The 12,061-nt window shown below is 69.5% G+C and carries 9 protein-coding genes; 5 read left to right on the top strand and 4 right to left on the bottom strand.

What is annotated here, in order from left to right; all coding sequences use genetic code 11:
- Positions 1–78 precede the first annotated feature (78 nt).
- Positions 79–993: a LysR family transcriptional regulator gene (locus N8A90_RS14075; RefSeq protein WP_262075547.1), complete on the top strand. Its 915-nt coding sequence runs from the start codon at positions 79–81 to the stop codon at positions 991–993.
- A 4-nt stretch (positions 994–997) separates the two neighbouring features.
- Here the strand turns inward: N8A90_RS14075 and N8A90_RS14070 are convergent, their stop codons facing one another.
- The 3 genes from N8A90_RS14070 to N8A90_RS14060 form a co-directional block, all read right to left on the bottom strand.
- Positions 998–1,606: a hypothetical protein gene (locus N8A90_RS14070; RefSeq protein WP_262075546.1), complete on the bottom strand. Its 609-nt coding sequence runs from the start codon at positions 1,604–1,606 to the stop codon at positions 998–1,000.
- Positions 1,607–1,710: 104 nt separating this feature from the next.
- Entirely contained in the window at positions 1,711–2,502 is a 792-nt protein-coding gene (locus N8A90_RS14065; protein ID WP_262075545.1) for a transglutaminase-like domain-containing protein, read from the bottom strand.
- Positions 2,503–2,590: 88 nt separating this feature from the next.
- Positions 2,591–5,032 (bottom strand): catalase, encoded by a 2,442-nt coding sequence (locus N8A90_RS14060; RefSeq protein ID WP_262075544.1) that lies wholly within the window; start codon positions 5,030–5,032, stop codon positions 2,591–2,593.
- A gap of 137 nt (positions 5,033–5,169) precedes the next feature.
- Here N8A90_RS14060 and N8A90_RS14055 point away from each other — a divergent pair, with 137 nt between their 5' ends.
- From N8A90_RS14055 to N8A90_RS14040, 4 genes are all read left to right on the top strand, one after another.
- On the top strand, positions 5,170–6,495 hold the full coding sequence (locus N8A90_RS14055; RefSeq protein ID WP_262075543.1) for an Nramp family divalent metal transporter: 1,326 nt from the start codon (positions 5,170–5,172) through the stop codon (positions 6,493–6,495).
- A 242-nt stretch (positions 6,496–6,737) separates the two neighbouring features.
- Positions 6,738–7,241: a (2Fe-2S)-binding protein gene (locus tag N8A90_RS14050; protein WP_262075542.1), complete on the top strand. Its 504-nt coding sequence runs from the start codon at positions 6,738–6,740 to the stop codon at positions 7,239–7,241.
- A complete protein-coding gene (locus N8A90_RS14045; protein WP_262075541.1) occupies positions 7,238–9,493 on the top strand; it encodes a xanthine dehydrogenase family protein molybdopterin-binding subunit in 2,256 nt (751 codons plus the stop codon). Before N8A90_RS14050 ends, N8A90_RS14045 begins: the two co-directional genes overlap by 4 nt.
- Positions 9,490–10,797: a c-type cytochrome gene (locus N8A90_RS14040; protein WP_262075540.1), complete on the top strand. Its 1,308-nt coding sequence runs from the start codon at positions 9,490–9,492 to the stop codon at positions 10,795–10,797. The genes N8A90_RS14045 and N8A90_RS14040 overlap by 4 nt, the downstream gene beginning before the upstream one ends.
- Positions 10,798–10,845: 48 nt before the next feature.
- Here the strand turns inward: N8A90_RS14040 and N8A90_RS14035 are convergent, their stop codons facing one another.
- The gene (locus N8A90_RS14035) at positions 10,846–12,045 is read right to left on the bottom strand and encodes an ABC transporter substrate-binding protein (protein ID WP_262075539.1); all 1,200 of its coding nucleotides are present in this window, start codon (positions 12,043–12,045) and stop codon (positions 10,846–10,848) included.
- Between the last annotated feature and the right edge of the window lie 16 nt (positions 12,046–12,061).

Genomic DNA, 12,061 nt, shown 5'->3' with positions numbered 1-12,061 from the left:
TTTAGGATTCAGCTTCGCTTTCAAGAAGGCCCCAAAACTGCTCTACTCATTCAGCTTTTATGAATTATTGGAGCGGCCATGGACCGACTGCGTGCCTTTGAAGTCTTCGTCACCGTGGTGGCGCGCGGCAGCTTCACCAAGGCGGCCGATGCGCTCGATACCTCGCCGGCCAACGTGACGCGCTACGTCAACGAGCTGGAGGCGCACCTGGGCACCCGCCTGCTCAACCGCAGCTCGCGCCGGCTGTCGCTCACGGAGGGCGGCGAGACGCTCTACGAGCGGGCGAAATCGATCCTCGAAGAGGTGGCCGAGACCGAGGCGCTGGCCAGCACGGCGTCGCTGCAGCCGCGCGGGCGGCTGCGCGTCAACGCGCCACTGAGCTTCGGCATCCTGGTGCTCGCACCGCTGTGGCCGCGCTTCATGGCGAAATATCCCGAGGTCGAACTGGACATCGTGCTGATCGACCGCATCGTCGACATCGTGGAAGAGGGCTACGACCTGGCGATCCGCATCTCGCGCAGTGGCTCCACCAGCCACATCGCACGCCGGCTGAGCCGCTCGCGCAACATCGTCTGTGCCTCACCCGCCTACCTGGCCGCGCACGGCATGCCGCAGGTGCCGGCCGACCTCGCGCGGCATGTGTGCCTGGGCTACACCTACGGTGCGACGGCCGACGAATGGCAGTTCGTCGATGCGGCCGGCGACCCGCATTCGGTGAAGGTGCGATGGGCCATGCGCGCCAACAACGGTGACACGGCCCGGGCGGCGGCCTTGGCCGGCGCTGGCGTGATCTGGCAGCCCAGCTTCCTGATCGGCGAAGACGTGCGCGCCGGCCGCCTGGTCGAGGTGCTGCCGGGCTTTCGCATGCCCGACATCGACATCCAGGCGATCTACGCCAGCCGCCGTCACCTGAGCGCCAAGGTGCGCGTGATGGTGGACTTTCTCGCCGACACGCTGGCAGGGACGCCGGCGTGGGATGCGCCCATGCCCTGAGCGTTCAGTCGGGGTTCTCGACGCGGCGCAGCGTGGCCAGGTCGACCGGCCCGTGCTGGCTCGAGAAGCACAAGGGGCCGGGGCCGCCCGGCTGCTGCGCCACGCCGCCGATGTGGTGGTCGTCCGTGTCGTAGAGCGTCACTTCGCCGTCGCGCTCGACGGCCAGGCGGCGCTGCACGGGGAACCACGCATAGCGGATGCCGTTCTGCGCACCGCTGCTCGCGGGCGTGTCGAGCCCGGCGGGCCACCAGTGCACCGACAGCCGGCGCGGCGGTTCCGCGGCCCAGGCCGGATGCGCGGCCAGCAACTGTGAAAGCTCGTCGCACAGGGCGCCCACGCGCAGCGCGAGCGCGTCGTTGAAGATGTCGCCGACCACCACCATCCCACCGCGCAGCCACTGGCCGCTGCCGCCGAATTCGGCATGGTCGAAGTGCGCCATGTGGCCCTGCCCGCGGCGCAGCGACTCCCACATCGCGTGCACGGCATTGCGGGCAAATCCATGCTGCCGCGCGATGCCGGCCAATGCATCGGCCAGGGCGGCGAGCTGGTCGCTGGACGGCGCCGATGCGCCGCCAAGGAGGCCGGTCTGTCGTTCTCGTTCTTCTCTGCTCATCGCCCCGAAAATAGACGTGCGCCCCCGCATGCGGTGTGAGCCGAGGTCGCGTCGGCGGGCCGGTGCAGGCCGACGCACCACCGGCCACACCCCCGCCGCTTCCGTCAACGCGCGGTGTCGAGCTGCTTCACCGCCACGTGCATCTCGCCCATCTCGAGCGGACCGTAGTTCGACACGAAGGCCACGTCGGCAGCGTCGCGGCCGTAGGCCACCACGATGCGCCCACCGCGCGGCGTGCTCTGGGTGGCGTCGAAGGTGTACCAGCGGCCATCGACGAAGGCCTCGAACCAGGCGTGCATGTCCATCGGGTCGAGTTCGTGCAGGTAGCCCACCACGACCCGCGCCGGGATCTTCAGCGCGCGCGTGAGCGACACGCCGATGTGCGAGAAGTCGCGGCAGACGCCGGCGCCGTGCGCCAGGGTGTCGAGCGCGTCGGTGGTCGCGTCGCTCACGCCGTAGCGGTATTCGATGTTCCGGTGGATCCAGGCGCGGATGGCCTCGACCTGGTCGTAGCCCGGCGTGGCGTCGCCCACGATCTCGCGGGCCTTCGCCTCCATCTTGTCGGACGGGCAATAACGGCTCTGCAGCAGGTAGAGCAGCGCCTCGTCGGGCAGCGCCGCGATGGGCGTGGCCGGTGCGCCCGGTGTCACGCGGATGTGTTCCTCGGTTTCCATCACCATCTCGACCTCGATGCGCATCTCGCCCTGCGGGATGGTCAGGCGCTGGCACAGGTTGCCGTAGCTGTCGACGTACTCGGTGGTGCGCACCCACGGCGAGAGTTCGTAGCGCTCGCTGATCATCCACTGCGCCATGCCGCTGCGCGGCCGGAGCATGGCGATCACGGGGCAGTCTTGCGCGGCCTTGACGGTCATCGTGCAGTTGGCCTGGAGCTTCATTCGGTGCCATTCTTCGGGAGGTTGGAATGAAGCACAGCCTGCCACGCGCGCATGCCGTCCGCGTGACCGCCGGATTCGCCGAAGCGGGTCAGACCCGCGGTGGGTCGCTGTCGCGGGCCGTGTGGCGGTGCATGCCGACGGCGGTGATGAAGTCGACCGTGGCCCCTGCGATGTCCGCGCTGTCGGCCAGGATCAGGCCGGGGTCGGCGGCGCCGTCGGGCAGCGTCAGTGGAATACCCGCTTCACCCAGCAGCGCTTGCGAGGCACCGAGCGCGAGGATGGTCTTGCAGTGGCGGTACTGGTCCTTGATGAAGTCCATCGTGTGGCCCACCGCCGCCAGGGCTTCGGCCGCGGCCTGGCCATCCGGCAGCACCAGCGCGTCGAACAGGAAGCCGGGGCTGTTCTCCATCGTCGCGTCGGGTTCGAGCTTCAGGCCGTCGGCCGAGGTCACGGTGCCGAGCCTGGCGGCGACCATGCGGGGCACGGCGCCCGCGTCGAGCAGGGCGGCCTGCAAGGTGGCGAGCGATGCACCGTCCACGCCGTCGGCGACCAGCAGCGCGATCTTGCGCGAGCGGATGCCGCCGTCACCCGGGCGCGCCGTCAGCGACAGCGCCGGCGAGGTGTCGACTTCGGGTGTGACCGGGGTTTCGAGCGCCAGCGGCAGCGGGGCGGGCAGTGCCATGCCCAGCCCGTCGGCCACCTGGGCCGCGAGTTCCGGCGACGCGTTCAGCAGGCCGGCGACCATGCGTTCGCGCACGGCCGGCACGGTGACCTTCGACAGCTCGAAGCGGAAGGCCGCGGCGATGTGCGCCTGCTCGACGGGCGTCTGGCTCTCGAAGAAGAGCTTGGCCTGCGTGTAGTGGTCGGCGAACTTCTCCGGCTTGGCGCGCACCTTGTCGCTCGAGGCCTGCGCGTCGATGCGGCGCGCCACGCTGGTGAAGCCTTGCGCGGCACCGGTCTGGAACGGGCAGCCGCCGGCCAGCGAATTCGGCTCGTAGGCCACGCGGCCACGGTGGATCGCCTGGCGATGCATGCCGTCGCGCTGGTTGTTGTGCACCGGCGCGATGGGGGCGTTGATCGGCAGCTCGTGGAAGTTCGGCCCGCCCAGACGGCTGATCTGCGTGTCGGCGTAGGAATGGATGCGGCCGGCCAGCAGCGGGTCGTTCGTGAAGTCGATGCCCGGCACGACGTGTGCGGTGCAGAAGGCCACCTGTTCGGTCTCGGCGAAGAAGTTGTCGGGGTTGCGGTTGAGCACCATGCGCCCGACGATCTGCACCGGCACCAGTTCTTCCGGCACGATCTTGGTGGCGTCCAGCACGTCGAAGCTGAAGCGCTCGGCCTGTTCTTCGCTGAAGATCTGCAGGCCCAGTTCCCATTCGGGGTACTCGCCCGCATCGATGGCTTCCCACAGGTCGCGGCGGTGGTAGTCCGGATCGGCGCCGGAGATCTTCACCGCCTCGTCCCACACCAGCGAATGCGTGCCCAGCTTGGGTTGCCAGTGGAACTTGACGAAGACCGAGTCGCCGGCCTCGTTCACCAGGCGGAAGGTGTGCACGCCGAAGCCCTGCATCATCCGGTAGCTGCGCGGGATCGCGCGGTCGCTCATCTGCCACATCAGCATGTGGGTCGACTCGGGCATCAGCGAGACGAAGTCCCAGAAGGTGTCGTGGGCCGACGCGGCCTGCGGCATGGCGTGGTGCGGCTCGGGCTTGACGGCATGGACCAGGTCGGGGAACTTGATCGCGTCCTGGATGAAGAAGACGGGCATGTTGTTGCCCACCAGGTCCCAGTTGCCTTCGTCGGTGTAGAACTTGACGGCGAAGCCGCGCACGTCGCGCGCCGTGTCCTTGGAGCCGCGCTCGCCGGCCACGGTGGAGAAGCGCACGAACACCGGCGTGACCTTGCCGGCTTCCTGGAACGGTGCCGCCTTGGTGTATTTCGTGAGCGGCTCGTAGGCCTCGAAGAAGCCATGCGCGCCCGAACCCCGGGCGTGCACGATGCGCTCGGGGATGCGCTCGTGGTCGAAGTGCGTGATCTTCTCGCGCAGGATGAAGTCTTCCAGCAGCACCGGGCCGCGGGCGCCGGCCTTCAGCGAGTTCTGGTTGTCGGCGACGGGCACACCCTGGTTGGTCGTCAGGCGCTGGCCGCTCGAATCGACGCGCACGCGGTCGAGCGTGTCGATGGTGGCGTTCACGCCTTCGGCGGCCACGGTGCCGGTCTTGTCCGATGCGTTGGCCTCCGACAGCGTGCTGCCGCCCGGCAGGCGCGAGGACGGCGTGGCCGTGAGGCCCGGCGGCGCCTTCAGCGCATTCGCCTCGCCATGCTCCAGCGCCTTGTTGGTGTTGGCCGGCATCGCGGCGGCGAGCGCCTGCGTGTCGGCAGCCTTCTGCGCAGGCAGGTCGCCCGGCGCGGCGCCCGGCGGTGCCGGGTGGGCGGGGCCGCTGTCGGTGTTGCGGGCGGCGGCCTTGGCGGTGTGGGCGGTGACGGGATCGACGGGCGATCGAGACGGAGCGCGAGGGGTTTTGGCCATGGTGGGGTTCTCTGGAAATGGCGTGCGGTTCAGGGGTCGTTCGGCGTGAGCGGCCCCGAAAAATAGGCAAACCCCTGCGGCCTCCGCGTAGGACGCCGCGCCTGCTTTGCCGACGTGCGCACCTATCATCGGGCGCCATGTTTTCGCTGCCTCGCACCGCCACCGCGCCCTTCTGCCCCTCCGAAGTCAAAGGCAGCATCGCCGTCGACGCCGGGCTGCCTTTCCACAAGAAGCTCTGGCGCTACGCCGGCCCCGGCCTGCTGGTGTCGGTCGGCTACATGGACCCGGGTAACTGGGCCACCGACATCGAGGCGGGCTCGAAGTTCGGCTACGGCCTGCTCTTCGTCGTGCTGCTCGCGAGCCTCGCGGCGATGCTGCTGCAGACGCTGTGCGTGCGGCTCGGCCTGGTGGCGCAGAAGGACCTGGCACGCGCCTGCCGCGAGCGCTATTCGCCGCGGGTCAACCGCTTCCTGTGGCTGGGCGCGGAACTCGCCATCGTGGCCTGCGACCTGGCCGAGGTGCTGGGCAGCGCGCTGGCGCTGCACCTGCTGTTCGGCGTGTCGATCCCGGTCGGCATCGGCATCACCGCCTTCGACACGCTGCTGGTGCTGGGCCTGCAGGGCGCGGGCTTTCGCCGCGTGGAGGCGATCGTGCTGGGCCTGGTGACGACCATCGCCGGTTGCTTCGCGGTCGAGCTTTTCATGTCGCAGCCCAACTGGTTCGGCGTGGCGATGGGCTTCGCGCCCAGCCTGGAGCGGCTGCAGCAGCCCGGTGCGCTGTACCTGGCGATCGGCATCGTGGGCGCGACCGTGATGCCGCACAACCTGTACCTGCACTCGTCGATCGTGCAGACGCGGCTGGTGGCGAAGACGGATGCCGCGCGGCGCGAGGCGGTGCGCTTCTGCACGCTCGACGCGGTGGTGTCGCTGTCGTTGGCGCTGCTCGTCAACGCCGCGATCATGGTGCTGGCGGCCAGCGCGTTCAACGCGAACGGCCACCGCGAGGTCGCGGACATCGAGGACGCGTATCACCTGATCGAACCGCTGGTCGGCAGCGCGCTCGCCGCCACGCTCTTCGGCATCGCGCTGCTCGCCTCGGGCCAGAGCTCGACCTTCACCGGCACCATCGCCGGCCAGATCATCATGGAGGGCTTCCTCGACCTGAAGATCCCGTGCTGGCAGCGCCGCCTGATCACGCGCGCGCTGGCGCTGGTGCCCGCCTTCGTCGGCGTCTGGTGGCTCGGCGACGGGGCCATCGGCAAGATGCTGGTGGCGAGCCAGGTGGTGTTGAGCTTCCAGCTGCCCTTCGCGATCTGGCCGCTGGTGCGCTTCACCAGCGACCGCGCGCTGATGGGCGAGTACGCCAACGGGCCGTGGCTCAAGACCGTGGCCTGGGGCCTGTTCGGGGTGATCGCCGTGGCCAACGTGTGGCTGGTGGTCTCGGTGGTGGGCGGCCTGGGCTGACGCACCGTCGGCGCCTTCTACCAGCTTTGCCCTGCCTCCGACGGGGCAGCCGTGCATCGCCCGATGGAGGTTCTGCGGCTCTCTCGGGCGTCGTGCGCCGTCCGGCGGAAAAAGCGCGAAACTGCAACGGCCGCTTCGCGGCATTCGACGGGTGTCTCGAGGAGGCCTGTCGCAGCGAACGGCGCCACCATAAATACAAGCGAGCGCATCACCCGACCGCGCCCACCACACGAGGAAACCCCATGATCGATCTGAACATCAACGGCAAGCCCCATGCCGTGAACGTCCCCCAGGACATGCCGCTGCTCTGGGTCCTGCGCGACGTCGTCGGCCTGACCGGCACCAAGTTCGGCTGCGGCATCGCGCAGTGCGGCGCCTGCACGGTGCACCTCGACGGGCAGCCGGTCCGCTCGTGCGTGCTGCCGGTCGGTGCGGTCGGCACGAAGCCCATCACCACCATCGAGGGCGTGGCCGAGACGGCCAGCGGCCGGCAGGTGCAGAAGGCCTGGCTCGACGTCGACGTGGTGCAGTGCGGCTACTGCCAGTCGGGCCAGATCATGTCGGCGGCAGCGCTGCTCAAGCGCGTGCCGAACCCGAGCGATGCCGACATCGACCTGGCCATGGCGGGCAACGTCTGCCGCTGCGCGACCTACGTGCGCATCCGCGCGGCCATCAAGCAGGCGGCCACGGGCAAGCCCGAACTGCTGCAGTCGATCGTCACCGCACCGGCCGGGAGCGCATCGTGAACGCGCCCGCCACCGTCGATCGTCGGACCCTGCTCCAGGCCGGCGGCCTGGCCATCGCCTTCACCTGGCTCGGCGGTGCCGGCAAGGCTGCGGCGGCGATCAACGCCCGGCAGCAGCCCGGCGATGCCGCCGCCGCTTTGGCCGACGGCAACCCACCCTTTGCGCCCAATGCCTTCATCCGCGTGGACGCCGACGGCGGCGTGCGCCTGGTCATGCCCATGGTCGAGATGGGGCAGGGCATCTACACCGGCTCGGCCATGATGATCGCCGAGGAGCTGGGCGTGGAACTCGACCAGGTGCGCGTGGAGCATTCGCCGCCCAACGAGGCGCTCTATGGCATGCCGCTGCTGGGCGGCCAGATCACCGGCGGCTCGACCAGCACGCGCGGCACCTACGGCGTGCTGCGTGAAGCGGGCGCGGTGGCGCGCACGCTGCTGGTGGCGGCCGCTGCTGCGCAATGGAAGGTGGACCCGGCGAGCTGCACCGTCGCCCGCGGCGTGGTGCGCCATGCACCCTCGGGCCGGCAGGCGGGCTTCGGCGCCCTGGCGGCGAACGCGGCCAGGCTGCCGATGCCGGGCAAGGTCGCGCTCAAGGACCCCAAGGACTTCACCGTGATCGGCAAGCCCTTGCGGCGGGTCGATTCACCCGACAAGGTGAACGGCACGTCGCAGTTCGGCATCGACATCCGGCTGCCCGGCATGAAGGTCGCGACGGTCCAGGCCTGTCCGACGCTCGGCGGCGTGCTGGCGTCGGTCGACGACAAGGCGGCGCGCGCGGTGCCGGGGGTGATCGACGTCCTGCGCATCGCGAACGCGGTGGCCGTGGTCGGCGAGCACTTCTGGGCGGCCAAGCAGGGGCTCGATGCGCTGAAGATCCAGTGGACGCCGGGCGCGAACGCCGGACTCACCACCCAAAAGCTGCGCGACGCGCTGGCCGACAGCCTGGCCAAGGGCCAGGCCATTCTCGGCCGCGAGGTCGGCCAGCGGCCCGAGGGCACCCTGGTCGAGGCGACCTACCAGCTGCCGATGCTGGCGCATGCCACGATGGAGCCGCTGAACACGACGGTGCACGTCACACCCGGCCAGTGCGAGATCTGGGTCGGCACGCAGGTGCCCGCGCGCTGCGTGGCCGTCGCGGCCAAGATCACCGGCCTGCCCGAAGCCAAGGTCGTGCTGCACAACCAGTACCTGGGTGGCGGCTTCGGCCGCCGGCTGGAGACCGATTCGGTGGAGCAGGCCGTGGCCTTCGCCAGGCAGGTGCCGTATCCGCTCAAGGTGGTCTGGACCCGCGAGGAAGACATCCGCCACGACATCGTGCGGCCGATGTACCACGACCACATCTCGGCCGTGGTGGACGCCAACGGCAAGCTGCTCTGGTTCGGTGACCGCATCAGCGGCGGCACCGTGCTCGGCCGCTGGGCGCCGGCGTTCATGGGCAAGGACGGCATGGACAGCGACCTGATCGAATGCGTTGCCGAGCCCGCCTACGACTTCCCGAACCTGAAGGTCGAATGGGTGCGCCACGACATGCCGCCGGGCCTGGATGTGGGCTGGTGGCGCGGCGTGGGGCCGACACACAACCTCTTCGTGCTCGAGGGCTTCATCGACGAACTGGCGCAGCGCGCCAAGCAGGACCCGGTGGCCTACCGCCGCGCCATGCTGCAGAAGAACCCGCGCACGCTGGCGGTGCTCGATCTGGCGGCCAGCAAGATGGGCTGGGGCCAGGGCACGCTGCCGGCGCGCGTCGGCCGGGGCGTGGCCGTGGGCGATCCGTTCGGCAGCCGGGTCTGCGCGATGGTCGAGGTCGAGGTCACGCCGCAGGGCGAGGTGCGGCTGCGGCGCGCCGTGGTGGCGCTCGACTGCGGCATCGCCATCAACCTGGGCTCGATCGAGGCGCAGGTGCAGGGTGGCCTGCTCTTCGGGCTGAGCGCGGCGCTCTTCAACGAGATCACGATCGAGAACGGCGCGATCCAGCAGAGCAACTTCCACGACTACCGGAGCTTGCGGATCAACGAGACGCCGCCCGTCGAGGTCCATACCGTCAAGAGCGGCGAAGCGCCCGGCGGGCTCGGCGAGGTCGGCACGGCCATCGCGGCACCAGCGCTGGCCAACGCCATCTTCGCCGCCACGGGCGTCCGTTTGCGTGAACTGCCGGTGAACCGTGCGCTGCTGGTGCAGGACAAGGCGGCACTCAAGAAGAAGGTCGCCGATGCGCGGACGAACGACATGACGATCGAAGGGAGCGCAGCATGAAGCGGCTCGCCATGGTGATCGCCGCGCTGCTGGTCGCAGGCGCCGCGCTCTATGTGTTCCTGAACCGTACCGATCCGTCGGCGGGCCAGGCCCCGGTGCTGGCCGGCGCGCCGGCCGATGCGTCGGTGCTGGTGCGCGGCGAATACCTCATGAAGGCGGCGGACTGCATCGCCTGCCACACGGTCCCCGGCGGCAAGGGGCAGCCCTTCGCGGGCGGCGTGCCCTTCAAGCTGCCCTTCGGCACGATCTATTCGTCCAACATCACGGCCGACCCGGACACCGGCATCGGCCGGTGGACCGACGACCAGTTCGTGCGCGCGGTGCACGACGGCGTGCGCAGCGACGGCCAGCGGCTGTACCCGGCGTTCCCGTACACCTCGTACACGCAGTTGAGCCGCAGCGACGTGCTGGCGATCAAGGCCTACCTCTTCAGCCTGCCGACGGTGAGCCAGCCGAACCAGCCCGCCGACCTGAGCTTTCCGTTCAACCAGCGCTGGGCCATGGGCTTCTGGAACGCGGCGTTCTTCAAGAGCGAGCGCTTCGCGGCCGACCCGGCCAAGCCGGCCGAGTGGAACAAGGGCGCGTACCTGGCGACCGCGCTGGGGCATTGCGCCGAATGCCACACGCCGCGCAATCTGGCCTTTGCGATGGACAAGGGCAACGACCTGGCGGGCGCCGAGCTTCAGGGCTGGCGGGCCTACAACATCACCTCGGACCCGAAGGCCGGCATCGGCGCGTGGAGCGACGCGCAACTCGCCGGCTACCTGTCGAGCGGCCACGCCGACGCACGCGGCTCGGCCGGCGGACCGATGGGCGAAGCCGTCGAGCACAGCCTGCGGCACCTCAAGCCCGAAGACGTAGCGGCGCTGGTGACCTACCTGCGCAGCGTGCCGGCCCGGCAAGGCCAATCACCGATCGACATCGACCCCAAGGCCCCGTGGGCCGTGTCGGCCAGCGCCGCGGCGCCGGCCAGCAACACGGCCGAAGGCCATGAGATGGGCTTGAGGCTGTTCGCGGCGGCGTGCGCCAGTTGCCACCAGTGGAACGGCCAGGGGCAGCAGACACCCTATGCCGCGCTGCTCGGTACGCGCGGCGTGAACGACCCCGAGGGCTCGAACGTCACGCAGATGATTTTGCAGGGCGTGAACATGCACGTGGGCGACAACCACGTGTACATGCCGGCCTTCGGGAAGGCCTACACCGACACCGAAGTCGCCGCGCTGGCGAACTACGTGATGGCGCAGTTCGGCAACAAGGCGGGGCGGGTGACGCCGGAAAAGGTGGCGGCGCAGCGCACGAAGTGACCGGCCGCGGCGAGGGCCGTATGGCCCCGCCGCCGTCGCCGTCACTTGTCACTTCATCAGGTCGCTCAGGTTCACCGGCTTGATCTTGCCGCCCTCGATGGTGGCGACCAGCGGGTCGAGCAGCGTGCCGCCGGTGGGGTCGACGCCGCGGAAGTCGCCGGCGTTGGTTTCCTTCGGCAGCTTGGCCAGCGCGTCGCCGATCTTGGCGCGGATGGCGGCGGCGTCGGTGGTGGTGCCGGCCATCTTCATCGCGCTGGCGAGCGCGTGGGTCAGCGTGTAGTTGTACGAAGACTCGGTGGTGGGCGACTTGTCCTCACCGTAGGCCTTGCGGTAGGCCGCGGCAAAGGTCTTGGCGCCGATGCGCACGTCGTCGGACACCGGCAGCACGCCGATCGAGCCTTCGAGCATCGCCAGCCCTCCGGTGACCTTGGCCATCTCGTCGAACTTGGCCTGGTCCATGATCAGGAAGCCGCCCTTGAAGCCGAGCTCGCGCGCCTGCTTGGCGACCAGCGCGGTCGGCTCCGACGGGCCGCCGACGAAGAGCACGTCGGGCTTCTCGGCCAGCACGCGGCTCACGCCGCTGTAGAAGTCGGCCGAGCGGTTGTACGACATGGGGTTGTTCGATACCACCGTGCCGCCGGCCTGCTTCCACGCGGGCTCGAACAGCGCGCTCCAGTTCTTGGCGTACTCGTGGTCGCCCGGCAGCATGCCGACCTTCTTGCCGAACTTGCCCATCTCGTAACGCGTGAAGGGCGCGATGTAGCCGGCGAAGGTCGGCGGGATGCGGATGGTCAGCTTGTTGCCGGTTTCGGTGATCTTCGGCGTGCTCGAGTACGCCATCACGATGAACTTCTCCTGCTCGTTGAAGGCCTGCATCGCGTAGATGCCGCCGGAGTGCGGCACGAAGACGGCCGGCGTCTGGTACTGCTGCACCAGGCGGCGGGCGTTGATGGCGGCTTCGGCCGGCGCGTACTTGTCGTCGAGCGACACCAGTTCGAGCTTGACCTTCTTGCCGCCGACCTCGAGCCCGGCCGCGTTGATCTCCTTGATGGCCATCTCGATGCCGTTGACCACATTCTTGCCGTAGAGCGCGGCACCGCCCGAGAGCGGGCCGGTGAAGCCGATCTTCACGGTGTCCTGGGCCGATGCGGCGCTGGCGCCGAAGGCGGCCGCCAGGGCGAGGGCGAGGGGGGCGGCGGCGAAGCGGCGGCGGGTGCTGCGGGGGCGGTCGGTGGAAGCGATCTGCATGGGTTTGTCTCCGGGT

This window comes from Variovorax sp. N23 (assembly GCF_025486315.1).
Lineage (GTDB): Bacteria > Pseudomonadota > Gammaproteobacteria > Burkholderiales > Burkholderiaceae_C > Variovorax.
This window is presented reverse-complemented; position numbering and strand designations above follow the sequence as displayed.

Excerpts from the sequence above, each read along its gene's own strand:
- N8A90_RS14055 (WP_262075543.1), top strand. The coding sequence starts at position 5,170 with ATGTTTTCGCTGCCTCGCACCGCCACCGCGCCCTTCTGCCCCTCCGAA.
- N8A90_RS14035 (WP_262075539.1), bottom strand. The coding sequence starts at position 12,045 with ATGCAGATCGCTTCCACCGACCGCCCCCGCAGCACCCGCCGCCGCTTC.
- N8A90_RS14040 (WP_262075540.1), top strand. The coding sequence starts at position 9,490 with ATGAAGCGGCTCGCCATGGTGATCGCCGCGCTGCTGGTCGCAGGCGCC.
- N8A90_RS14065 (WP_262075545.1), bottom strand. The coding sequence starts at position 2,502 with ATGAAGCTCCAGGCCAACTGCACGATGACCGTCAAGGCCGCGCAAGAC.
- N8A90_RS14075 (WP_262075547.1), top strand. The coding sequence starts at position 79 with ATGGACCGACTGCGTGCCTTTGAAGTCTTCGTCACCGTGGTGGCGCGC.
- N8A90_RS14050 (WP_262075542.1), top strand. The coding sequence starts at position 6,738 with ATGATCGATCTGAACATCAACGGCAAGCCCCATGCCGTGAACGTCCCC.
- N8A90_RS14070 (WP_262075546.1), bottom strand. The coding sequence starts at position 1,606 with ATGAGCAGAGAAGAACGAGAACGACAGACCGGCCTCCTTGGCGGCGCA.
- N8A90_RS14060 (WP_262075544.1), bottom strand. The coding sequence starts at position 5,032 with ATGGCCAAAACCCCTCGCGCTCCGTCTCGATCGCCCGTCGATCCCGTC.